Source organism: Mesorhizobium sp. P2_D5 (assembly GCF_056404355.1).
This window is the reverse complement of sequence record NZ_JBFUEE010000003.1, coordinates 673,264-698,063: the sequence shown is the minus strand read 5'-3', so window position 1 is coordinate 698,063 and position 24,800 is coordinate 673,264. Positions and strand designations below refer to the sequence as shown.

Genomic DNA, 24,800 nt, shown 5'->3' with positions numbered 1-24,800 from the left:
TTCAACCGAGACGAAGGAGCAGTTCGACGGGTGCAAGAATGCCGCCTTCAAGTGCGGCGGTGAGATTGGCGATCTTGGTGCGGGCGTCGTCGCCCATGACGAGGCCAACCCCGGGCGGCGGCTTGCTGCCTTCCGCTTGCGCGGCTGCCAGGCGCGCACGCATCGTGGCGAAGAACTCGATGGCAAAGGCGCCGCGCGGCCGCTCGGCGATCACGGAGAACCCGGCGGCGACGGCCGCCGAGCGATAGTCGTCCGGGGTAGCAACGAAGGACATGGTTTCATCAGACGCCCATGGCAGCGGAAAGGTCAGCACGCCGTCCTTCAGCCGCATCACATCGTAGACGGCGAAAACGCCGCCTGGCCGCAGCACGCGGGCAGCTTCGCTCATCAGTCCCGGCTTGTCGGGGAGGTTCATGCCGACATGCAGGACAACCGCCGCATCGAAGCTGGCATCCGCGAATGGCATGTCCAGCGCACTGCCTTGCACGAAGCGCGTCTTGCCCGCCATACCGGTTCGCTCGGACAGGCTGGCCGCGATATCGACATAGCTTTGCGTGAGGTCGATGCCGGTAACATCGGCGCCAACATTGTTGGCGACGAAGCGGGCCGGCCCGCCGACGCCAGACCCGATGTCGAGAAGCATTGTCCCCGGCTTCAGCCCCATCTGCCCGACGAGTGCCATGGTCGCGGCCACGCCGCCAATGTGAAATTCGTCGACCGCTTCAAGATCGCTTGCACGCAGATTGGCAACGTCCACGCCGCTATCGGAGAGCGCGGCAATGATCCGCTCCTCCAGGCCCGATATGTCATAGTGACGGGCGATGCCCGGTTCCACCGTGGCCATGATCCTATCCCTGAGCGAGGCTCCTGTGGATGCTCTCCGCCGCGTCGCGGCCCTGCGCCACGGCCGAAACGGTGAGGTCGTCGCCGCCGAAGATGCAGTCGCCTCCGGCCCAGACCTTGGCGAGCGAGGTGCGGCCTTCCGCATCGACCTTGATGCGTCCGGCTTCGAGCTCGATCTCGGCACCGCTGCCGTTAAGCGCGGTCGGCACGAAACTCTGGCCGATCGCCTTGAACACCTGGTCGGCGACCAGTGTCAGCCTCTCGCCGGTGCCGGCAAGCCTGTCGCCGTCCATGGCGGTGTATTCGAGTTCGATGGCTGACACCTTGCCGCCTTCTGCAATCACCCGCTTGGGCTGCAGCCAGTGGCGGATGGTGACGCCGTTGGCGGCGGCAAGATCCTGTTCGAACCCGGAAGCGTTCATCTGCTCGTGGCCACGCCGGTAGCAGATCGTCACTTCCTCGGCGCCAAGCAGCTTCGACTGCACCGCCGCGTCGATCGCCGTCATGCCGCCGCCGATGACGACGACACGCCGGCCGACCGGCAGGCTGGCGAGATCACTGGCCTGGCGCAGTTCGGCAATGAACTCGACCGCATTGGTTACGCCGTCGGCATCCTCGCCATCGGCGCGCAGCGCATTGACGCCGCCAAGCCCCATGCCGAGGAACACGGCATCGTAATTGCGTATAAGGTCGGACAGCTGGTAGTCGCGACCAAGCGCCTTGCCGTTCTGGATGTCGATGCCGCCGATGGCGGTGACGTAGTCGACTTCGGCCTGGGCGAAATTGTCGACGCTCTTGTAGGCGGCGATGCCGTACTCGTTGAGCCCGCCGGCCTTCGGCCGCGCTTCCAGGATGGTCACGTCATGGCCATGGCGGGCGAGCCGGTGCGCGGCGGCGAGGCCTGCCGGCCCTGCCCCCACCACGGCGACCGTCTTGCCGGTGGCAGTGGCGCGTTGGTAAAACTGCTTGTTCTCGCTCATCGCGACATCGGTGGCATAGCGCTGCAGACGGCCGATCTGGACCGGCTTGCCTTCTGCCACCTCGCGCACGCAGACCTCTTCGCACAGCGTCTCGGTCGGGCAGACGCGGGCGCACATGCCGCCCAGAATGTTCTGGTCGAAGATCGTCTTGGCTGAACCGATAGGATTACCGGTCGATATCTGGCGGATGAACAGCGGAATGTCGATCGAGGTCGGGCATGCATTCATGCACGGCGCGTCGTAGCAGAAATAGCAGCGGTCGGATTCGACCAGCGCCTCGTGGTGATCGAGCGGCGGGTGCAGGTCGGAAAAATTGTCCGCATACTGGTCGGCTTGGAGCCGGCCGCCGGCAATGCCTTCCTTGAACTGGCCTTCTGGCATCGTCAGTTCCCCATGTTTTGTTTTGGCGAAGGCTAGCACGTTTTATTTTTTTATCAATTGGTCAATTTTCGGCGCAAGGCCCTGAAAAGGCTGGATAAAACATGATATTTTTACTCATGTTATGGCGTTTGCAGTGCGAGCGAATGGCTGGGCTCCACAGCATGGCCATGGATAGCCCGGACCTCGTCCGCAACCAGTTCCTGCAACCGCCACAGATTGCGGTCGTGGATGCCGAACGCTTCGAGATGACTGACCGTGTTGTAGAGATATTCGGCGCCGGACCCGATGTGCCCGCAGGCTCTGGCCAGCACGCTCGCCACCTTGTCCAGCGGCTGCTTCAGTGACGTTCCCCTGCCCTTCACGCCGACCCAGAAGCCAAGCGCGCGCAGCGACCCTTGAGCCGTATGCACCGGGAGCCACCTGACCGTGTCGATACTTTCGTGGTCGCTGATCTCGCGCCGCAGCAGCCGTTCGATCTGGGCCGGTTTTTCGCCTTCCGGCAAGCGATAGATGACGCCGTTGCACCGTCCACCCCGCTCGAGCGCCATCATGAGCCCCGGCTGCTCGGCGCTGCCGCGCCAACGCACCATGTCGAGGCAGAAGGAGCGGTGCCAGCCAAAGGCCGTGGCGAGTTGCTGCTCGATCGACTCGAACTCCGGCTTCCAGATCAGCGATCCATAGGCGAATACCCAAAGCGGCCCCTCGTCGGCTTCACCGGACAGCCGCAAGGCAAGGGGCCGGAAATCCTCGTCTTTCAACTCCGTCCAGCTCGGGTCAGGGCCAGGATCGGCCTCCTCCCGATGGCACAGTGCGACAAGCTCAGGCGTGAGCGACATCCGGCGCATGAAACGACGTCCCCTCTCCACCGCAGAGAAATCGAAAACCGGTGGGCGCGCAACCCGGGAACGCTTGTCATGGACCGACATTCTTGTTTGGGCGATTGTCGGATTTCCGTCGTGAAGATCGTCCTAGGATGGATCGACCGACGATCGATGCATAACCGGTGAGGAGACCGACCATGCCAAAAACCCCGATGCCCTTTTTCTGGTACGAATTGATGACCACAGATCTGGACGCTGCGGAGGCGTTCTACACCAAGGTGGTCGGCTGGACCGCGCAGCCTTTCGACAAGGCCCCCGGCATGCCGCGCTACATCGTCATGAATGTCGGCGAGCGTGGCGTCGGCGGGCTGATGACGATGCCCGAGGACGCCGCCAAGATGGGCATGCCGCCGGCTTGGCTCGGCTACATCCATACAAAAGACGTCGATGCCGCGACGGCATCGCTGGAGAAAGCCGGCGGTGCGGTTCACCGCAAGCCCGACGACATTCCGGGCGTCGGCCGCTTTGCCGTCGTCGCCGATCCGCAAGGCGCGACCTTCATGTTTCTGCAGCCGAACGGCCCGGACCAGCCCATCGTGCCAGCCAGCACCCCAGGCCATATCGGCTGGCACGAGCTTTACACATCGGACTGGAAGGCCGCGTTCGATTTCTATTCCGACCAGTTCGGCTGGGCCAATGCCGGCGATTTCGACATGGGCCCGATGGGCACCTACCAGACCTTCACAGCCGGCCCCGAATCCAGTGGCGGCATCATGAACAAGCCGCAGCAGATCCCGGTGCCGGTCTGGCAGTTCTACTTCAATGTTGCGGCCATAGATGCGGCCGCCAAGCGGGTCACCGACAATGGTGGCAAGATCCTGATGGGCCCGATGGAGGTCCCCGGCGGCAGCTGGATCGTGCAATGCCAGGACCCGCAAGGCGCCCATTTCGCATTGATGGCGCCGGTGCGGTAAGAGGCCAGGCCCGGTTTCTCCGCCCCTCTGTCCATCTGGACAGAGGGGCGCTGTCTCGCTGACTCTGGCGCTCTTTGAGAATTACCCGGGCGTCAGCACCGCGACCTTCAGGTCTGCCTTTTTCGCGCCGCTGAACTGGACGGTGGCCGGGCCGGCCGCAAGCTTGAAACGCACGCTCTTGCGGATGCCGGGGCAGGTTTTCACACCGCTATAGCCCACTGACTTCATGGCGTGGCCGTCCTGAATGACATCGATCCAGGCCTCGCCTGACAGACTTATCTGAATGGCGCCCTCGGCCGGCACCTCGACGCTGGCGACGGCACCGAACGTGCCTGATGCGGGGGCATGTTCGGGCGGCAGCGCAAAACCGGCTTTCTCCGCCGGCACCAGTGCCAGATCCGCAGCAGCACCCACCACCAGCGTCGCTCCAGACGGCGTTGCAGGCGCTGCGGCAAACAACGCCTGTTCCCGCGTCACCGGCCATTTGAAGGCCTCGCAGCCGGCATCCTCGGCCATGGCGAAGCTGGTCCCTGCAAGGATTGCGAATAGACTGATGGCGACTTTTTTCATAACCAAGGGAACCCACCTGTTCGGAATGTCCATATTATGGATACAACCATAGCGATACAAATGCAACCCATACGAGAACAATATGAAAGGTCAAACCGGGGAACATTTCCAATCACCGATTGTTGATGGCATGCCATGGGAAGTGAATGGTCCGTTACCCAGCGACAATCTATGGCCGGTCGGGAAGCGACAAATGGAGCCATTTATGAAGCTTTTCGAAAGCCTCGCCAAGTATCAGCCGCAGGCCTTGGGGGTGCTGCGCATCATGACGGCGCTGCAGTTCATCGAGCACGGCAGCCAGAAATTGTTCAATTTTCCCATAAGCGACCAACCCCATACCCTTACCGGGCTGACACTCGCCGCTGGAATTCTCGAATTCGCCGGCGGCATCCTGCTGGCGCTGGGGCTGTTCACCCGCCCGGTCGCGTTCCTGCTGGCCGGCGAAATGGCGATCGCCTATTTCATGGCGCACATGCCGCGCGACTTTTTCCCCGTCAACAACGGCGGAGATTTGGCGATCTCGTTCTGCTTCATCTTCCTCTATCTGGTGTTTGCCGGCGCCGGCGCTTTTGCGTTGGACAACCGCCGTAGCGCCTGACCACCTTGGGAGGGATGCGTGCTCAAGCGCGCATCCTCTCGAAATTGGCATCGAACAGTGGCGCCGCCTGCACGCGCGCCGCATGCCGCTTGCCCAAAAGCTCGATCTCGAAGCCGTCGCTCTCGTCGGCGATCTCCTTCGGCACATAGCCCACGGCGACGGATTGTTTCGAGTGATGCGCGTAGCCACCCGAAGTCACCCAGCCACGCACCGCGCCATCGAACCAGATCGGCTCGTCGCCGATGACATCGGCGTCGTCGGCATCGACGATGAAGGCGCGAAGGCGCAGCTTGCCGCCCTGCTTGCGCTCGGCGAGCGCCGCGGCCTTGCCGATGAAATCCGCATCCTTGCTATACGCAACGAAGCGGTCGAGACCGGCTTCCAGTGGCCCATAGATCGGCCGGTACTCGCGCGCCCATGAACCGTAGTTCTTCTCCAGCCGCAGCGCGTTCAGCGCCCGCGAGCCAAACAGGCCGATGCCGAATTCCTCGCCGGCCGCCATCAGGGCCTGGAATGCAGCGCGCTGATACTCCGGCGCCACCCAGATCTCGTAGCCGAGGTCGCCTGTGTAGCTGACGCGGCCGACCAGGCAAGGCGCCATGCCGATGTCCATTCTTGCAACCGCCATGAAGGGAAACGCGGCGTTGGAGACATCCGCGCGGCTGACCTTGGCCAGCACTTCGCGCGCTCTCGGCCCGGCGATCGCCAGGCCGGTGAGTTTTGGCCCCAGCGCCTCGATGCGAACCGAACCATCGGCAGGCAGGTGCTTCTCGAACCAGCGCATGTGGTATTGCTCGGCGATGCCGGAGCCGGCGAGGAACCAGCCTTCGCTGCCGATATTGGCCAGTGTGAAGTCGCCGATCAGCTTGCCATCATCCTTCAGCATCGGCGCCAGCGTCATGCGGCCGGGCCTGGGCAGCTTGCAGGCGAGCATCCGGTCGAGCCAGGCGGCCGCCCCCTCGCCCGCCACCTTGTATTTGGCGAAGCTCGAAATCTCTGACAGGCCGACGCCGTCGCGAACGGTCGCGACCTCCCTGGCGACCTGGGTGAAATCGCTCGAGCGGCGCCACGAGAACTCGTCCTTGACACCTTCGGGCGCATACCAGAGCGGCACCTCGAGCCCATAGGCGACGCCCCATTGCGCGCCCTTGGCCGACAGCAGGTCATAGACCGGCGTCGTCTTCAGCGGCCGCCCGGCGGGCAGTTCCTCATTGGGGAAGCGGATCGAAAAGCGCCTGGAATAGTTCTCGCGCACCTTGGCGTTGGTGTAGGCCATTGTCGCCCAGTCGCCATAGCGCGCGACGTCCATCGCCCAGATATCCGCGCCGGGATCGCCCTCGATCATCCAGTTGGACAGCGCCAGGCCGACGCCGCCGCCTTGGCTGAAGCCGGCCATGACTCCACAGGCAACCCAGAAACCCGGCAGGCCGCGCACCGGCCCGACCAGCGGGTTGCCGTCCGGCGCGAAGGTGAAGGGGCCGTTGATGATCTGCTTGATGCCAGTGTTCTGGAACGCCGGGAAATGCCGGAAGCCGACCTCGAGCGACGGCGCGATGCGGTCGATGTCCGGCGCCAGCAATTCATGGCCGAAATTCCACGGCGTCTGGAACTCGGACCACGGCTTGTTGGCCTTCTCATAGGTACCCATCAGCATGCCGCCGCGTTCCTGGCGCAGATAGAGCTCGCCATCGAAATCGACCGCGTGGATGATCTCCGTGCCGGTCTTGGCGTTCCAGGCAGCGACCTCCGGCATGTCCTCGGTGATCAGGTACATATGCTCCATCGCCAGCACCGGCAGTTCGAGCCCGACCATGCGGCCGACCTCGCGCGCCCACAGGCCGCCGGCATTGACGACATGCTCGGCCACCACCTCGCCCTTGTTGGTGATGACGTGCCACATTCCATCGGCGCGCCGCACGATGTCCTCGACCTTGGTGAAGCGCTCGACCTCGGCGCCGAGTTTGCGCGCCGCCTTGGCATAGGCATGGGTCACCCCCGACGGATCGAGATGGCCGTCCTCCTTGTTTCTGACAGCGCCGACGAACTGCTTGGGATCGAGCAGCGGCATCAGTTCGGCCGCCTCGCTGGGCGAGATCTCCTCAAGCTCGATGCCGAGATAGCGCCCCTTGGCGACGACGCCGCGCAGCCAGTCCAGCCGCGCCTCGGTCGCCGCCAGAAGCACACCGCCGGTCAGGTGCACGCCGGTCGCCTGGCCGGAAAGCTCCTCGATCTCCTTGTAGAGGTTGATGGTGTATTTCTGCAGCTTGGCGACGTTGGGGTCGCCATTGATCGTGTGCATGCCGCCGGCCGCGTGCCAGGTCGAGCCTGAGGTCAGCTCGTCACGCTCCAGAAGCACGACGTCGGTCCAGCCATGGCGGGCCAGATGGAACAGTACGGAGCACCCGACGACGCCGCCGCCAATGACCACGACCTTTGCATGCGATTTCATGGATTTTTCTCTGATATCAGTGTGTTGAATGGGTGAGATGAATCGAAACGCAAGGCATCACGGCTCGCCCTGCCCGATCGCTTCGCGCCGCTTGGCCATGTAGGCATCGAGCGCCTCGCGCACGGCGATATCCATCACCGGCTCGACATAGTCCTCGAGCGCCTTCTTCCACAGCCGCGTCGCCCGCGCCGTGGCGTCGAGGCCACCGGCTTCCTGCCAGGCTTCGTAATTCTGCCAATTGGACAGCATCGGCTGGTAGAAGGCGGTGGCGTAACGCTCGAGCGTATGCGGCTCGCCGAAGAAATGGCCGCCGGTCGGCACCGCGCCCAAAGCCTCGACGGCAAGCTCCGCCTCGTTGACCTCGATCGGGCGCAGGAACTCCATCATGTGCTGGATCATCTCGACATCGATGATGAGCTTCTCGAACGAAGCGGTCAGTCCGCCCTCCTGCCAGCCGGCGGCATGGTAGACGAGATTACCATGGCCGAGCACCGCGCCCCACAGCGCCATCAGCGTCTCATACGCGCCCTGCGCATCGGCGGCGTTGGAGGCGGAACCCGGGGTGGTGCGGTAGGGCAGATTGTAGCGTCGCGCCAACTGCCCCGACGCGATGTTGGCCTTGGTATTCTCCGGCGTGCCGAAGGCCGGCGCGCCCGACTTCATGTCGACATTGGAAGTGAAGGCGCCATACATGACCGGCGCACCGGGGCGCACCAACTGCGTCAGCACCACGCCGAACAGCGCTTCGGCATTCTGTTGCGCCAGCGCGCCGGCCAGCGTCACCGGGCTCATCGCCCCCATCAGCGTGAACGGCGTCACCGCCACCGACTGGCCGAACTCGGCCATGGTCATCAGCCCCTCGGCCATCATCTCGTCAAAGCGGCGCGGCGAGTTGACCGAGATGATGGTGGTGATCCCGGGATCGTCGCGCATCTGGTCCAGCGTCAGCCCGCGCGCAATCGCCATCATCTCGATGCCGTCCAGCGCCCTACCCCTCCCGATCGCCGAGACATGGAAGCTCTTGTCGGTCAGCGTCAGATTGGTGAAATAGGTGTCGAGATGGCGGGAATTCGCCGGCAGTTCCACCGGCGCGCAGACCTGGTTGCCGAGCATGTGGATGCAGTTGAAGTGCTGCGCCAGCCGGGTGAGGTCGGAATAGTCGCGCAGATTGCCGGCGCGGCGGCCGCGTTCCATGTCATGCACATTGGGCGGCCCGGCGACAAGCGTGAAATTGATGGTGTTGCCGCCGAGATGAATGGCGTTGGCCGGATTGCGCGGCGTCAGCACATAGCTGGACTGCGTGGTCTTCAGCGCCTCGGCGACGAGGCCGCGATCGATGCGGACATTCGCCGAGGCATGATCGACGCTGGCGCCGGCCTTCTCGAACAGCGATAGCGCGCGCGGGCTCATCACCTCGATGCCGAAATTCTCCAATATGTGCATCGACGCCTGATGGATCTGCTCGATCTGGTCGGCCGAGAGCATTGCCATTGGCGGATAGGGATTGGTCACGCGCCGGAGCGGCAATTGCGGGATGGCCGATGGCCCCCTGTTGCTGGTGCGCTCGGCGCCGCGCTTGCGTCTTGGTTCGTTCATGCCTGACATCAAAGCCCCGGCAAACCGGGCAAGCTGTCAGAAATACGCCGTTTGCGGACGTGATTTTAGCCACGGCGGCATTTCTGCAGTGTCCATTTAGGAAAAACGACAAAATGCGTCGTGTTATTGGCAATGGATTTTGTCGAGCAGCTACGCCGGTGAGGCATTAACGAACGTCGCAAGATTCCTTTTATGTTTTCGCCCTATTGCTCCTCCAATGCGTAGTTCGAGTTTTAGTAAGATTGGTGCGGTTTGCGTGCTGCTGGCGCTTTCGGCCTGCGCCACGGCGCCCAGTCATATCAACAATGTCTGCGCCGTCTTCGACCAGAACGATGGCTGGTTCGACAACTGGCAGTCGGCCGCCGAGCACACGCAGCAGAAATACGGCGTGCCGGTCCCCGTGCTGATGGCGACGGTGCGCAAGGAATCCGGCTTCAAGAGCAACGCCCGGCCGCCGCGCACCAAGCTGCTCGGCTTCATTCCATGGAAGCACGTCTCGTCGGCCACCGGCTTCTCGCAGGCACTGGATGGCACCTGGTCGCAATATCAGAGAGAGACTGGCAACTGGGCGGCGCGGCGGACCAAATTTGCCGACGCCGTCGATTTCGTCGGCTGGTATCACTCCAAGACGGCAGACAGCTATGGTGTCGCCCGCAACGACACCTACAATCTCTATCTCGCCTACTATCTCGGCTGGACCGCCTATGGCCGCGGCAACCGCGGCGATGCCGGCGTCCAGGGCTATGCGAGGGCCACCGAAAAGATGGCGCGGGACTATGCGCAGCAACTGAGCCAGTGCGGCAACTGAACGCGCCGCTGCGCTAACTCCGACTGCGCCCGTCAGTTCGGCTTTTTGCCGCGTGGGGGCTTGGGCGTAGGCGCCTCCGAAACATGCGGCGCGTCTTCCGGCACGCCCTCATGCGCGGCGTGTTCCTTGTCGAACTTGATCACCGGCTCCATTTTGGCCAGCACGTCGTCCGCCAGCCAGCACAGGCTCATATGGCCGTCGCCCAGGTTCTTGACCGGCGGCACCTTGGTCTCGCACAGATTGTCCGGCACAAGTTTCTTGTAGCCGCAGCGTGTCTGGAACGGACAGCCCGACGGCGGGTTCATCGCCGAAGGAATGTCGCCCTCCAGCACGATGTGCCGCTTCACCACGCTGGTGTCGGCGATCGGGATCGCCGACAGCAGCGCCTCGGTATAGGGGTGATAGGGCGGCGCGAAGATCTGGTCGGTCGTGCCTTGCTCGACGATGTAGCCGAGATACATCACGACGACACGGTCGGCGATGTAGCGCACGACCGACAGATCGTGGCTGATGAACAGCATCGTCGTCTTGTTCTTGCGCTGGATGTCCATCAAGAGTTCGGTCACCGCCGCCTGCACGGACACGTCGAGCGCCGACACCGGCTCGTCGGCCACCACCACCTTGGCGTCGCCGGCAAAGGCCCGCGCCACGCCGATGCGCTGCTTCTGGCCGCCGGACAACTGGCGCGGCTTGCGGGTCTCGAACGCCCGCGGCAGCTTCACCAGGTCGAGCAGTTCCAGCATGCGCTTGCGGCGGTCGGCAACCGTCTTGCCGACGTTGAATTTCTCCAGCGTGCGGATGATCTGCGAACCGACCGAATGGCTGGGATTGAGCGTGTCGAACGGGTTCTGGAACACCATCTGGATCGACGACACGGTGTCGACGCTGCGCTTCTCGATGCCGGTCGACTGGATTTCCGTATTGCCCAGCGTCACGCTGCCGGAGCTTGCCGTCTCAAGCCCGAGCAGCACCTTGGCCAATGTCGACTTTCCACAGCCGGATTCACCGACGATGGCGACCGTCTCGGATTCGCGCGCCATGAACGAGATCGTCTCGTTGGCCTTGACGACGCGGCCTTCGCTCGAGCCGAACACCTCACTGCCGCCGACCTTGTAGTATTTTCTCAGATCCTCGATCTTGAGCACCGGCGCGCCGGGCACGACGCGCTCATTGACCTTCTTGGCGCCGGGCGGCAGGGCCTCCCAGTCGATCTCGTTGAAACGCACGCAGCGCGAGAAATGGCCTTCGTGGCCCGCGACCTCGATCATCGGGATCTCGGCGGCATTGCAGACGCCCTCGACGAAATGGTGACAGCGCGGGCCGAAATTGCAGCCTTTGGGCCGCTCATGCGGCAGCGGCAGCTGTCCGGGAATCGAGATCAGCGGCCGTGAATTCTTGTCAGCGCCGGGCAGCGGGATCGAGCGGAACAACCCTTGCGTATAGGGATGGCGCATGCGGTCGAACACGTCCTTGATCTTGCCGGTCTCCACCGCCTCGCCCGAATACATCACCGTGATGCGGTCGCAGGTCTCCAGGATGAGACCCAGATTGTGCGACACGAAGATCATCGAGGTGCCGAACTTCTCGCCCAGCCCCTTGACCAGGTCGACGATGCCCGCCTCGACTGTCACGTCGAGCGCCGTCGTCGGCTCGTCCAGCAAAAGCAGCGCCGGCTTCGACAAAAGCGCCATGGCGATGACGATACGCTGCTGCTGACCGCCGGAGAGCTGGTGCGGATAGGAGCGCATCATGCGCTCGGGGTCGGGAAGCTTGACCGAACGCACCATTTCGAGCGCCCGTTTGTAAGCCTCTTCCTTCGACACCTTGTCGTGGATCAGCGGCACTTCCATCAATTGCTGGCCGACCTTCATCGCCGGATTGAGGCTCGCCATCGGTTCCTGGTAGATCATGGCGATCTTGTTCCCGCGGATGGCGCGCAGCTCCTCATCGGAGAGCTCGCCCATGTCCTTGCCCTGGAACTTGATCTTGCCGCCGACGATCTTTCCGATGTTGGAGAGGTCGCGCATGATGCCGAGCGACACGGTCGACTTGCCGCAGCCGGATTCGCCGACGATGCCCATCGCCTCGCCCGGCATGACCGTGCAGGAAAAATCCATGACCGCCGGGATTTCGCCCTTGCGGGTGAAGAAGGAGATCGACAGGTTTTCGATCTCGATGATCGGCCCATTGGTCGGCTTGGCGGGATTTCGAACTGCCTCATTCATGGGTCGCTCCAATCCTTGTTTCAGGCCGGCTCTTCGCTCTTGGGGTTGAAGATCCGTCCATCAGTCTTTCATCGATTGTTCGCGCAGCGAGTCGGCCAACAGGTTCAAGCCCAGCACGAACGACATCAGTGCGATCGTCGGCGGCAGCGCCGGGTGGATGAAGGAGCGCAGCAGGCGGCTGGCGTCCTTGATCGCGGTGCCCCAGTCCGGACTTTCGGGCGCCAGGCCAAGGCCGAAATAACCGAGCGTGCCGAGCAGGATCGTGGTGTAACCGATGCGCAGGCAGGCATCGACGATCAGCGGCCCGCGTGCATTGGGCAGGATCTCCCACAGCATGATGTACCAGGGCGATTCACCCCGCGTCTGTGCCGCCGCCACATAATCGCGCGTCTTGATGTCCATCACCAGGCCGCGCACGATACGAAACACGCCGGGGCTGGAGGCGAACACCACCGCCACGAAGATGTTGAGCTGGTTGGGGTCGATGTGCACGATCTTCAGTGGATCGGCGTCGAACACCAGGCCGGCATAGATCCAGCCACCGACGATCAGGGTGATGCCGAGCAGGATGTAGAGCCGATCGGGCCGGTTCTTGTAGCGCGTCCAGAACAGCACGCTGAAGAAGATGATCGGAAACAGGAAGAACACGCCGGCCATCGCATAGGGGATCGGCGTGTCCATGATGCCCGGCGTCACCAGCAGGTAGAACAGCAGGATCACCGGGAAGGCCAGCACCAGATTGGCCAGGAACGACAGCACTGTGTCGATCTTGCCGCCGTAGTAGCCGGCCGGCAAGCCGAGCGTGATGCCGACCATCAGCGCGAAGCCCGTCGCGGCAGGCGCGATGATCAGTACGATCTGGCTGCCATAGACCATGCGCGAAAACACGTCGCGCGCCAGCTTGTCGCCACCGAACAGATAGGTCAGTCCCGATTGCGGTTCGATGGCGCCCGGCAGCACGTCCTTCATGATCGGGACCTGGGCCAGCGGATCGAAGGGCGAGATGGTCGCGGCGAAGATTGCCGTGAACAGCCAGAACAGGCAGATGCCGACGCCGACTATGCCTACGCCGCTGTCGAACAGCTGGCCGTAGAGCGCCAGCTTCTTCTTGTAGGCGAAGCTCGCTCCCATGACGATGAGGAGCGCGATCCAGACCGGCCAGAAGCGCGACAGCACTTCGAGAACGACGGTGAACGCACTGATGTATTGGATCGGCATCCGCTTCGCCCCCTACTGAACTCTGATACGCGGATTGAGAAACGCGTAGCCGACATCGGAAATGAGCTGCGTGATCAAGACGATGAACACCGAAACCAGCGAGCAGCCGAGCAGCAGGTCGATGTCGTTGTTGCCGGCCGCCTCGACCAGCGTGTAGCCGAAGCCTTGGTAGCGGAACATCACCTCGACGATGACGACGCCAGTGAGCAGCCAGGGAAACTGCAGCATGATGACGGTGAATGGCGCGATCAGCGCATTGCGCAGCGCGTGCTTCACCACCACGCTGCCGAAGGAGAGACCCTTCAATCGGGCGGTCCGGATATATTGCTGCGTCATCACCTCGACCATCGAAGCGCGCGTCATGCGGGCGATGTAGCCGATGCCGTAGATCGCCAGCGTCATGACCGGCAAAGTGAAATTGTAGAAGGTGATGCCCTGGCTGGCCGATGCCGCCGAGCCGTTCAACCAGCCAAGCCATGAGGCGAAGATGACGGTGAAGATGACGCCCGACACATATTCGGGTGTCGCGGTCGAGGCGATCGAGGCCACCGACAGCACGCGGTCGGTTCGCGACCCTTCGCGCATGCCGGCCAGAATGCCGATCAGCAGCGAGATCGGCACCATTACCGCCAGCACGCAGAGCATCAGGGTGCCGGTCGCGCCAAGGGCGGGAAACAGTTTCGAGGCGACGCTAGCCTTGAATTTGGTAGAGCAGCCGAAATCGCCCTCGAGAACGCCAGCGAAGGTCGGCACGACCGGATCGTTGCAGAAGGAGAAACGCTGCGCCGGCTTGCCGGTCGCCGGGTCGGTCACCGGCTGCTTGGGCACGACGCCCAGCCACTGCCCATAGCGGACGAAGAAGTTCTGCCGGTAGCCATGGTTGACCAGCCAGCTTTCGAGCTGCTCGGCCGAGGTATGCATTTCGGTCTGGCTGATCGCCAGCTTCTTCAGATTGGGTTCAAGGTTGATCAGGAAGAAGACGATCATGGTCAGGCACAGCATCGTCAATGCCATGGTGCCAAGGCGCCTGATAACGAAAGAAAGCATGGCGGTCCCCTGCCGATGGGTTGGGGTTTGAGCCGGCTATGAAAGCCAACCCTGCCGTGACCGGCGGGGCTGGCTGTCAAACAGGCCTTCGGATGCGATCAACCCTGTTTTTGTTGCATGACCTTGCCCGGGAGTCCGCAACTTTCTTGAGAAGCGGACCTGCAGGGACGGATGATGCCAACAGCGAGGGAAGGGGCTGATGCCCCTTCCCCTTGTCCGTGCGATCAAGCCTGGTCGAGCCAGACCTTGCCGTAGTCGCGCTCGAAGGTCGGATGCATCTTATAGTTCTGCACCGCCTTGACCGAGTGGCTGTAGAGCTTGCGCCAGTACGGCTGGATCAAGATGCCGGAATCCTGCAGGATCTGCTCGATGTCCTTCATCATTTCCTTGCGCTTGGCGGCGTCGGCAACGGCGAGCGCGGCATTGAGCTTGGCGTCCCAGTCGGGGTTCGACCAGGCCGTCTCGTTCCAGGCCTCGCCTGTGCGATAGCCGATCGCAAGCACCTGGACGCCAAGCGGCCGCATGTTCCAGTTGGTCATCGACAGCGGATACTTGGTCCAATCGTTCCAGAACGTCGAGCCAGGCAGCACGGTGCGCTTCACCTTGAGGCCGGCGTCGCGCATCTGGGCGGCGATCGCATCGCCGGTGTTCTTGTGCCAGTCCTCGTCGACGGTGATCAGATCGTGCTCGAAGTCGGCCTGGCCTGCCTCCGCCATCAACGCCTTTGCCTTGGCCGGATCGCGGGCGACCTTCGCAAGCTCGAAATATTCCGGGTGAATCTGGCAGACATGGTGGTTTTCGGCAACGGTGCCGGCATTGCCGTAGCCGAGCTGAAGAACGACATTGTTGTCGACCGCAAGCTGCAACGCGTTGCGTACCTTCTGATCGCCATAGGGCTTGTTGTTGACGTTGGTGCGGCAAACGATGGTCGACGCCGTGACGATTTCCGACTTGACCAGGTCCATGCCGTCGAGGATCGACACATAGTCGGCCGAGGTCTCGAAGTTGGTGTGGACTTCGCCGGCTTCGAAAGCGCTGACCATGGCTGCCGGATCGGTGCCGTAGTCGATGAATTCCAGGCCATCGAGGAACACTTCGCCGTCCCACCACTTGTCGTCGGTGCGGCGCTTGTAGACCACTTTCTGGCCGACATCATAGGAGACGAGTTCGAACGGGCCGGTGCCGATCGGGCAGGATTTGAAATCGCCGCCCTTCTCATCGAAGCTCTTGTGAACGATGAGACCGGGATAGTCGCACATGTTCGGGATCAGCGCGATGTCAGGCTTGGCGAGCTTCAGCACGACCGTGTGGTCGTCCGGCTTTGTCACGGCGCTTTCGTCGAGCTTGTCGTCCTTGACCAGCGAGCCAAGACGGCCGGGCATGGAATTACCTTCGGCCTTCTTGTCGGCCCAGCGCTTGAGGTTGAAGATGACGTCATCGGCGGTGAAGGGGTCGCCATTCGACCAGGTGACGCCCTTGCGTACATGCAGTGTGTACTGCGTGGCGTCGTCGTTCACGTCCCAGCTTTCCAGCAGATAGGGGCGGAACGTGTATTCGGAAGTGTACTTGACCAGTGGCTCGAGCGCCTGGCGCTCGGCGTTGGCGATTTCCGACCAGTCGGCTTTGCGCGGGTCCTTCGGATCCTTGATCCACTGGGCGATCTTCAGCGTGCCGCCCTTCTTGCCTTTTACCTCTTCGGCCTTCGCCGGCGTCGGGTCGGCGAGGCCGAGCAAGCCGTAAGCCATTGCCGTCGACGCGCCGAACACGCTGGCCATGGCCAGGAATTCGCGGCGATCCACCGTGCCTGCCTTGGCGTCTTCGGCCATGGCCAGGATGTGATCGGGAACGCGATCGCCGTTACTCTCATAAATTGTCATGACTTAACTCCCATTGTTGGCTTTCCGCCTTTTAACATTCCGCATCCAGGCCATGATGTCAAAGCCGGTATGGATTGGAACATGTTAGCGAATGTGCAACTTTGGAAAGCGAGCGGTTCGCGTGATAACGACAGTCTTGGCGCAAAATTGCTACTGCCCGACTGATTCCTCTGGAATCTCGATAGTCGAATAAACTGAGACATTTACTGAAGGGCGGACAGCGCCAGCCTTGGGCCATCATGGGGCCAAAAGCCCCGTCGAAGTATCAATATTCTTTCTCGTAGAAGATGCCGCCCTTGGCCTCGCCGGCATCATTGGCCTCGCCGCGCAGTTTGACGCCGCGCCCGACATTGAGGTCGATGGTCGCCTTGCCGGAACCGGGCTTGTCGCCTTTCTGGATCGTCACGTAGGTGCGGTCGTTCAGATACTTGCCCGCCGAAACCGCCGTGCCGCCCTGGTCGTCGGTGGTGACGTCGAGATCGTCGACGCCGATTGCGCTGCGCAGGTTTTCAAGCAGCGACGTCGAGCCACCGACTCCGGCCAGTTGCCCGGCCGCTTCGGCGAGCTGGGCGATCTGCAGCGGCGACAGGTTCGACATCGAGCGCCCGAAGATCAGCTGCGCCAGCACCTCATCCTCGGGCAGCGCCGGCACCGAGGAGAAGGTAAATTTCGGATTGGTCGCCTCACCCGACACCACGATGGTGACGGTGGTGGAGGTCGTCGTCGTTGTCGCCGTCAAATTAAGGTAAGGCACCAGCGAGCCGGAGAAGCCGACCGTGCCTTCGGTGAAGGTCAGCCGCTTGCCAAGAATCGACAGCCGCCCGCGCTGCAGGGTGAAGGTGCCGACCGCTTGCGGCGACGAAGCCGGGCCGGTCAGCCTGAGCGAGCCGCCGAGTTCGGCATCGACGCCCCTGCCCTGGATGAAGATCTGGTTCGGCGCGTTGACCGTGACATCGAGGACGAGGCCGCTGCCGCCGCCACCGCCACTGGTCGTCGGCGGGCGCAGCGCCTTGTCCTGCGCCCGCACGGCGCCCGGCGCATTCTTGTGCTTGACGTCGAGTGCCGAAAGCGAACCTGGCAGCCTGTCTGGAACCGTGATCACCGTCTTGGCGAGATTGATCGTGCCGGCAATCACCGGTGCGGAGGTCAGCGGCCCCTTGATCGTCAGGTCGCCGCCGAGATTGGCGGTCACCACCCGGCCGTCCGTATAACGGCCGTCCACCAGCTTGATCGACAGATCGGCCGGAAATCCTTGCGCCGGGTTGATGCCGACCGTGCCGCTGGCCGACAGGCTGCCGCGCGTCGACAGCGTGCCGGTCAGCCGGTTGATCCTTGCGACGCCGCCGGCGATCGATACGTCGGCGGCGATATCGTTGACCGCAAGGCCCGAGCGCGCGTCGACCAGGCGCGCGCCGGAGGTGCTGACCGAGCCGCCGATGACAGGCGATGTCGCTGGACCGCGAACCTGCACGTTGACATTTGCCGTTCCAGACAGGGACAGCCCCTGCGCGGCAAGCTTCTGGCTGAGCAGGCCGAACGGCACGGCGCCATTGAAATCGAGCACCAGCGCCGGCGTGCCTGCCGTCGTCACGGTGCCGCCGCCCTTGAGGCCAAGGCCGGCTCCATCACTGACATTGGCGTTGAAGGTCAGCTTGTTGGCGGCGAAGGTGCCGGACGAAGAAACACTCACCGCACCGACACCCGCACCCCGGGTCTGCGACGTCTGCACGCCGGTCGCATCGATGTTGAAGGCAACAGCGGGGCTCGCCGGCGCACCCGTCACCTTGGCTGTGCCCGAGATCGAACCGGCGGCATCGAGGCCCGGCGAGAAACTGTTGGCAAGTGACATCGGCACTCGCGCCAGCGTCGCGTTGATGTCGAGCGCCGTGCCGACCTTGCCGGTCACCGTCGCCGTGCCGCCGCCCAGGCTGAGCACCAGCCGGTCCAGCGTCGTCGTGCCATTGGCAATGCTGATGGTCGAGGCCTGGGCGATGGCCGCCTTGATGCCCTTGACCGTGGCCTGGCCGGAAGCAAGCTCGATGGTGGTTGTGCCGTTGGCCACTTTCACCCGGCCAGCGGCCTGCGCCGGGATGCCTTTTACGGTGGCGCCACCGGAAAAGCCGGTCCAGTCGCCATCGCGCTTCAAATCCACATTTATGCCGCTGATCACGGTGCCGCCTGATGTGACGGTGTCGGCGCGGATCTTTCCGGAAATCACCGGAGCGGCGAGATAGTTGGCGATGAGCGCATCGACGGAAACGGCCTTTGCCTGCAAATCGCCGCGCGAGATCGACGCCGTCGCCGCCTTGATCGCGACCTGCGGCGCGGTGCCGTTCTTGGAAAAGGCGATGGTGCCGCGCACGTCGCCTTCCGCCTTTTCCAGCGCAAGTGCCGCCAGTGGGCCGATATCGGGTAGGTCGAGCGCGATGGTACCGACCGGCACGAACTTCTCGTCCAGCGCCAGATCGCCGGAGATCCTGTTCTTGCCAAGCGACAGCAGCAGGCCGTTGATGGCGCTTTTGCCATCCGCTGTCGCCAGCACCGCACTGCCTTGCAGTGGCTGGCCGGCGACATTGCCGGTGAGTTGCACATTCGCCGCCGGGTTGGCGGCATCGGCCTTGCCGGTGGCGGTAAGCTTCAGCCTGGTGATCTCGCGAGCGGCCACCAAAAGCCGATCGCTGTCGACCGTTAGCGACAGATCGGGCGCGGTCGCGGGGCCCTGTGCGTTCAAGGCGAAGCCGATGGCGCCCTTGGCGTCTTTCGAGAGCAGCGAGATGTCGCCTAGCGCGCCCTTGATGTCGGCAGCGACCTTGTTGTCGGCAAAGCTTGCCTGCCCCTCGGCAGTCAGTGCACCGGAGGCCAGCTTCAATCCGTCGACATTGACATTGCCCGACGCATCGCGCTTCAGCGCAGCACTCAGTTCCGCGCGTTCGGCAAGCACGCCGCGCACCGCCGCCGGCAGCGCAGCGGAGGCTGCGTCGGCTTTCAAATTGAGCTCGATGGCACCATCGGCCAGCGATACCCGGCCGCTAAAGCCGCTGTTCAGCGCATCGCTCGTCACCGAGCCGCTGTCGATGGTGATGCCATCCTTGGCGAGGCTACCGGCAACCTTGGCCGTGACCTTGCCGGCGATCAGTGGCGCGATGGTTGGGTTGTCGAGGCCAATCTGGTCGGCCGACACTGTGCCGGAGATCTGTCCCGTCCGCGCCTTCAGATCGAAAGCATCGGAATGCAGGGCGACAGCGACGCCCTCGATCTTGGTCAGCTTGGTGGCGACCGACGGCAGCGCCGCCGAAATATCGAGCCGCGGCTGCGTGCCCTGCCCCGCTGCCCTTACCGACAGCGCCTGCAGTTCAAGCTTGATAGGGCTTTCCGCGCTGCCCAGCGTCAGCGGCAAGCTGGTTCCGGTCGAGGCGAGATCGAGGGCGAAATCGCTGGCGCCGTTCGGGTTGAGGGTGCCCGCCGCCTTCCCAGAAATCTTGTCGCCTGTGAGCGTCGCATGGTCGAGAGCGACGCCGCCGGCCATGGTGTAGCTGCCGGCTGCATCGACGGCGAGCGGACCGAGCTCCGCCTGGCGGGTCTGGCTGGTTTCGACGCCGGCCAGTTGTGCGTCGAACCGAACCTCGGGCGCAGATGGCGACCCGGTCACTTCAGCGGTACCACCGAGCGTGCCCACGGCATCGAGATCGGGCGAAAAATCATTGGCGAGTGCTGCCGGCAGTGCCGAAAATTGCGCCGCGAGATCGAGAGCCTGGCCGGCGGTGCCGGATAGCGTCACCGAGCCGCCACCGACATCGAGCGCCAGTTTTTCGATGCTGGTTGTGCCATTGGCAATGCTCAACGTCGATGGCTGCGCGATCGCGGCCTTGATGCCGCGAACCGTGGCTTCACCCGAAGCGATCTCGATGCTGGTCGTCCCGTCCGCGATCTTGACCCGGCCGGCAGCGGTCGCCGGAATGCCCGATATGGTGGCACCACCGGTAAAATTGGTCCAGTCGCCATCGCGCTTCAGGTCGACGCCGATGCCGCCGATTTCCGTGGTTCCCGAGGTGACGCTGTCGGCCTTGATTGAACCGGCGATCGCCGGCGCCTTGAGATAATTGGCAATCAGCGCATTGACGGTGATTGCCTTGGCCGTCACTTCGCCGCGCGCGATCGCCGTGCTCTTGGCGTCGATAGCCACCGAGGGCGCGTCGCCATCCCTGGCGAAGCGGATGGTGCCGTCGATGTCGCCCGTCACCGCCTGGCCGGCGAGCGCGGCCAATTGGTCGATAGCAGGCGCGGCGAGCGTCAGCGTGCCCAAGGGCATGAATTTGTCATCCAGCGCGAGGTCGCCCGAGACCTTGTTGTCGCCAAGCGAAACCAGGAACCCATTGATCGAACGCTTGCCTTCGCTGGTCACCAGCGCCGCCTTGATGTCGAGCGGCTGGTCGTTGACGGAACCGGTCAGCGAGACATTGGCGGAGGGGCTGGCAATGTCGGCCTTGCCGCTTGCCGTCAGCTTTATGCCCTTCACCGTGCGGCCCGAGGCCGTCAGGCTGTCGCTGTCGGCGGAGACCGTGAAATCCGGCGCCGTCCTGGCGCCGCTTGCCGACAGTGCAAAATCGACGCCGCCGGCCACCCGCACGCCAACCATTGGCGACAGCACCGAAACGTCGCCCAGCTTGCCCTTGATATCGGCCTGGATGTCGGCGCCTTGCGCGCTGGCGGTGCCGCTGGCGCTGAGCGTGCCGGAGGTGAGTGAGATCGAGTTGGCGGCAAAGGATCCCTGCGGATCACGCGTCGCCGCGGCCGAGAATTTCACCCGGGCGCCGAGCACCGAGGCGATCTGCGGCGGCAACGCCGTCGCCACGGCATCGGCATTCATCTTGAGCTGCATCGACAGGTCGGCAAGCGCCACCGTGGCGGTCAGCGAGGCGTTGACCGCGTCGGAGCGCAGCGTGCCCTCGTCGATGGCAATGGCGTCCTTGCTGACCGACCCGGCTAGATCGACATTGACCTTGCCGGTGACCAGCGGCGCCAGTGTCGCCACGTCGGTTTTGAGGCCACCCGCCGCCAGCTTGACGGTGACCGGCCCGGCGCGATTCTGGATATCGAAGCCGTCCGAATGGATCTGCGCCGCCAGATCGTCCAGCCGCGTGCCGCCGGCGACGATCGAAACGAAGGAGGCGCTGATGTCGATGATCGGCGTCTTGCCGTCGCCGAACGCGCGTGCGGTGGCGTTGTTGATCGCCAGCGTGATTGGCTGCGCCTTGCTGCCGACGCTGATCACCACAGGCAGGCCCTTGGCGGCGAGTTCGACCGCGAGATCGCTGGCACCGGCAGGATCGACGATGCCGGATGCGGTGCCGTGCACCGCATCGCTGTCGATGCTGGCGCGGTCGACACTGACACCGCCGGCCGATGTGGCGGTGCCGGCGACATCGAAGCTGGTCTTGCCGGCAAACAGCGGCTTCAAATTCTCCGGCAGGAAGCGCGCGAAATCACCGTCGCCCTTGGCCTCGATGTGATTGCCCTTGTCGGTCAGTTGATGGCGCCCGGTGAGCTGGGTAACGATCTGGCCGTCGACAACGAAGGTCCCGATGCCGCTCCAGTTGGCCAGCGGGCCCGTCCCCGAGACAATGATGTCGACCGGCGGCGTATCAGGCAGATTGAGCAGGTTGGCGATGATGCCGCCCGCCGGCTCCGATGCCTTCAGATCGAGGTCGAGCTTGTTGTCGGCTGGCGCGAAATGGACTTTGGCGTCGACATTGCCTTGCTTGCCGTCATGGCGGGTGACGTTGAGCGTCGTCTCGACCGCCAGCGGCGCGGCGTCGACCTTGAGCATGCCCTTGGCGGCAAGTTCGGCGATGCCGCTGCCGGCCAGATCCTGGCCGAGCGCGATTTCGGGAAGGTCGATCTGCTTGATGTCAAGCGAGACCGGCAGCGTCGTCGTGTCGCCACTCTGCGCCGGCTGCGTGCTGGCCACAGGCAACCGGGCCAGTTCGATGCGCCCGGCCGCGATGCGGTCGGCGCTGAAGCTTTTCGACAGCAGTGCCAGCGGCGACCAGTCGACGGCGACCTTGCGCGCCACCAGCCAGGCGCCTTCACGATCTTCCAGCACGACATGGTCGACGCTGAGCGCGCCCGACCAGATGCCGTCGATGCCGCTGACCGTGATCTTGCGGTCCTCGCTCGACGCCAGCCGCGAAATGATGCCGGCAAGATTGTCGCGTCCACGCTCGGTCTTGGTCAACACCACCAGCGCGCCGATCGCCCCGGCGACAGCGATGAGCAGCGTGTAGAGGACAATGCGAAGGAAGCGCCTGAATATCTTCATCGCTCAGAACGCCTGTCCGATACCGGCATAGATGCCGAAATGCGGATCGTCTGGATCACGATTGAGCGGCACGGCCGCGTCGATGCGCAGCGGCCCGAATGGCGTGACATAGCGCAAGCCGACACCGGCACCGACTTTGACATCGGAGAAATTGGGCACCGATTTGGTCGACACCGTGCCGGCATCGACGAACGGCACGATGCCGATCGTGTCGGTGATGGCGATGCGCATCTCGACCGAGGTTTCGAAGAAGGACAGACCGCCGATCGGCTGGCCGGTGAAATCCTTGGGACCGATGCCTTGATAGGCATAGCCGCGCACCGAACCGCCGCCGCCGGAATAGAAGCGCCGGTCGGCCGGGACATTTTCAAGACTGGTGCCGACGATCGAGCCGACCGCAACACGCTCGGCCAGCACGAACTTCGAAGCCGAACCCAGCGACTGATAGGCTGAACCCTCGCCCTTGAGCTTGAGGAAGGCCGCACCGTTCAGAATGTCATAGCTCGGCTCGGCATAGGCCAGCACCCGGAAGCCGCCGGTCGGGTTCAGCCGGTTGTCACGGTTATCGTAGACATACTGCAGCGGAATGCTGGCGATCAGATATTTGTGCTTGCCGAAAGCATCGTGGATTCGCGAATAGTCGAGCGACACTTCCGCCGAAACCGTCTGCTTCTTGGTGAGTTCGTAGGACAGGCCGGTGCTGCCTTTCACCGAGAAATGGTCATAGGCGTCCGGATGCTCGAGCACGGTCTTGAACCTGGCGAAGAACTTTGACTCCGGCCCGATCACGCCCGGTTTTTCGAACATGATGCCGGCATTGTAGTTGAGCTCGCTGAGGTCGTTGCTGCCGATACCGCTGATGGCCCCGTCGATGCGCAGCTTTTCGGCCCGGCCAAATAGGTTGCGGTGGCCCCAATAGCCCTCCAGGCCGAGGCCATCGGTGTTGGAGAAGGTGCCGCCGACACCGAAATAGCGTGGCTTGCGCTCGCTGACCTGGACGCCGATCGGGATGTTGCCGTCGGCATCGAGCTTGTCAGCTTCCTTGAACGTCACGCTGTTGAACACCTCAAGCGCCAGCAACCGGTCGCGCGCATCGCTGATCTCGTCGGGCGAGTATTGCCGGCCGCGCTTGAGGCCGGTCATGTATTCGGTGAAGTCGCGATCGACCTTCTCGGTGCCTTCCACCGTGGTGTCGCCATAGCCGGCGACCGGCCCGGCGGCGACCGTCAGCGTCACGTCGAGCGTCGAAGTGGCATGGTCGGCGACGATCTGGCGGTCGGTCACCTTGGCCAGCGGCCTGCCCTCCTGCTTCAGCGCCCGAACGATCAGCGCCTCGGCCTTGAGCACGGCGCCGGACCCGGCGTCACCGCCGGCGATCAGGCCATAATCGGCGCTCATCAGCCCCGCCGCGTCACCCTCCAACCGGACATTGCCGAGAGTGAATTTCGGCCCGCTGGCGATATCGATGACCACCGGTACCGGTTGCGGGCCCTTGAATTCAGCATCTGGCGGCAAATCGTCGAGCCGCTTGCCGTCGATGGTGATGGTGACGACGCCTTCATAGCGGGCATCGGCATAGAGCGCCGCGACCAACTGTTCACGGTCGCTACGCGCCTTGGCCATCAGCCCGAGCGAGCCGGAAACCGGGCGTTCCTCGTCACTTTTCAGGGCCGAGGCATTTTCGAGCCTCTTGACGAGATCCTTGTCGGCATCGGGCGCGGAAATGGTGACAGCATAGCGCAGGGGGTCGACGATGTCGGCGTCCTCGTCTTTCGACGATCCCCACAGCTTGATGCCGAAAAGCTCGAAAGCAGCAGCATTTCCGGCCTCGGCGACAAGCGCGGTTGAGCAGATCATGGCCAAAAGCAGGGCGCGCGAAAGCACACGCCCTGGCGCGGTACCCCCTGACATCTGCTCTTCATGCGCCGGCATTAAGACAACCTAGAATGAAAACCTAAAATTGGAATGAAGTTCTGAAGCGCTCGTAAAGGGGCCACAATCCAATTGTCTGAAATAGGACGGGCTTGGAATTCACACCTTCTGCGTCGCCGCAAGAAAGCGTGATCCCCTGTCCTATGGAGCTACTACCGGCGA

General features: G+C 63.4%; 15 protein-coding genes. 3 read left to right on the top strand and 12 right to left on the bottom strand.

Annotated features, from left to right (window positions below; translation table 11 throughout):
• Window position 1: 1 nt before the first annotated feature.
• The 3 genes from AC1DYW_RS16635 to AC1DYW_RS16625 all read right to left on the bottom strand — a co-directional run bounded on the left by AC1DYW_RS16635 (window position 2) and on the right by AC1DYW_RS16625 (window position 3,049).
• Window positions 2-844 (bottom strand): class I SAM-dependent methyltransferase, encoded by an 843-nt coding sequence (locus AC1DYW_RS16635; protein ID WP_457151190.1) that lies wholly within the window; start codon window positions 842-844, stop codon window positions 2-4.
• A gap of 4 nt (window positions 845-848) precedes the next feature.
• Window positions 849-2,204, bottom strand: coding sequence for an NAD(P)-dependent oxidoreductase (locus AC1DYW_RS16630; RefSeq protein ID WP_457151191.1), 1,356 nt, complete (start codon window positions 2,202-2,204; stop codon window positions 849-851).
• 119 nt (window positions 2,205-2,323) lie between these two features.
• Window positions 2,324-3,049 carry a gamma-glutamylcyclotransferase gene (locus tag AC1DYW_RS16625; RefSeq protein WP_477226944.1) on the bottom strand — a complete coding sequence of 242 codons (726 nt, stop codon included), beginning with the start codon at window positions 3,047-3,049 and terminating at the stop codon, window positions 2,324-2,326.
• Between the two features lie 173 nt (window positions 3,050-3,222).
• Between AC1DYW_RS16625 and AC1DYW_RS16620 the strand changes: the two genes are divergently transcribed.
• A complete protein-coding gene (locus AC1DYW_RS16620) occupies window positions 3,223-3,999 on the top strand; it encodes a VOC family protein (RefSeq protein ID WP_457151193.1) in 777 nt (258 codons plus the stop codon).
• A gap of 81 nt (window positions 4,000-4,080) precedes the next feature.
• On the opposite strand, the gene AC1DYW_RS16615 is transcribed toward AC1DYW_RS16620, so the two are convergent.
• Window positions 4,081-4,569: a hypothetical protein gene (locus AC1DYW_RS16615; protein ID WP_477226943.1), complete on the bottom strand. Its 489-nt coding sequence runs from the start codon at window positions 4,567-4,569 to the stop codon at window positions 4,081-4,083.
• 205 nt (window positions 4,570-4,774) lie between these two features.
• Between AC1DYW_RS16615 and AC1DYW_RS16610 the strand changes: the two genes are divergently transcribed.
• The gene (locus AC1DYW_RS16610) at window positions 4,775-5,167 is read left to right on the top strand and encodes a DoxX family protein (protein WP_477227089.1); all 393 of its coding nucleotides are present in this window, start codon (window positions 4,775-4,777) and stop codon (window positions 5,165-5,167) included.
• Window positions 5,168-5,189: 22 nt separating this feature from the next.
• Here AC1DYW_RS16610 and AC1DYW_RS16605 read toward each other — a convergent pair whose 3' ends face one another.
• Both AC1DYW_RS16605 and AC1DYW_RS16600 read right to left on the bottom strand, forming a co-directional pair.
• Window positions 5,190-7,616, bottom strand: a complete 2,427-nt coding sequence (locus tag AC1DYW_RS16605) for a GcvT family protein (RefSeq protein ID WP_457151194.1) — start codon at window positions 7,614-7,616, stop codon at window positions 5,190-5,192.
• A gap of 57 nt (window positions 7,617-7,673) precedes the next feature.
• Window positions 7,674-9,212 (bottom strand): trimethylamine methyltransferase family protein, encoded by a 1,539-nt coding sequence (locus AC1DYW_RS16600; RefSeq protein ID WP_477226942.1) that lies wholly within the window; start codon window positions 9,210-9,212, stop codon window positions 7,674-7,676.
• A 217-nt stretch (window positions 9,213-9,429) separates the two neighbouring features.
• On the opposite strand from AC1DYW_RS16600, the gene AC1DYW_RS16595 reads away from it, so the two are divergent.
• On the top strand, window positions 9,430-10,020 hold the full coding sequence (locus AC1DYW_RS16595) for a transglycosylase SLT domain-containing protein (RefSeq protein WP_095091475.1): 591 nt from the start codon (window positions 9,430-9,432) through the stop codon (window positions 10,018-10,020).
• Window positions 10,021-10,052: 32 nt separating this feature from the next.
• On the opposite strand, the gene AC1DYW_RS16590 is transcribed toward AC1DYW_RS16595, so the two are convergent.
• The 6 genes from AC1DYW_RS16590 to AC1DYW_RS16565 form a co-directional block, all read right to left on the bottom strand.
• Window positions 10,053-12,245, bottom strand: a complete 2,193-nt coding sequence (locus AC1DYW_RS16590) for a dipeptide ABC transporter ATP-binding protein (RefSeq protein ID WP_477226941.1) — start codon at window positions 12,243-12,245, stop codon at window positions 10,053-10,055.
• Between the two features lie 60 nt (window positions 12,246-12,305).
• Complete coding sequence (locus AC1DYW_RS16585; RefSeq protein ID WP_457151197.1) at window positions 12,306-13,463, bottom strand: ABC transporter permease; 1,158 nt, start codon at window positions 13,461-13,463, stop codon at window positions 12,306-12,308.
• Between the two features lie 12 nt (window positions 13,464-13,475).
• On the bottom strand, window positions 13,476-14,510 hold the full coding sequence (locus AC1DYW_RS16580; protein ID WP_477226940.1) for an ABC transporter permease: 1,035 nt from the start codon (window positions 14,508-14,510) through the stop codon (window positions 13,476-13,478).
• Between the two features lie 224 nt (window positions 14,511-14,734).
• Window positions 14,735-16,387 carry an ABC transporter substrate-binding protein gene (locus AC1DYW_RS16575; RefSeq protein ID WP_477226939.1) on the bottom strand — a complete coding sequence of 551 codons (1,653 nt, stop codon included), beginning with the start codon at window positions 16,385-16,387 and terminating at the stop codon, window positions 14,735-14,737.
• Window positions 16,388-16,652: 265 nt separating this feature from the next.
• Window positions 16,653-22,706 (bottom strand): translocation/assembly module TamB domain-containing protein, encoded by a 6,054-nt coding sequence (locus tag AC1DYW_RS16570; RefSeq protein WP_477226938.1) that lies wholly within the window; start codon window positions 22,704-22,706, stop codon window positions 16,653-16,655.
• A gap of 3 nt (window positions 22,707-22,709) precedes the next feature.
• Window positions 22,710-24,638, bottom strand: coding sequence for an autotransporter assembly complex protein TamA (locus AC1DYW_RS16565; protein ID WP_477226937.1), 1,929 nt, complete (start codon window positions 24,636-24,638; stop codon window positions 22,710-22,712).
• Window positions 24,639-24,800: the final 162 nt, after the last annotated feature.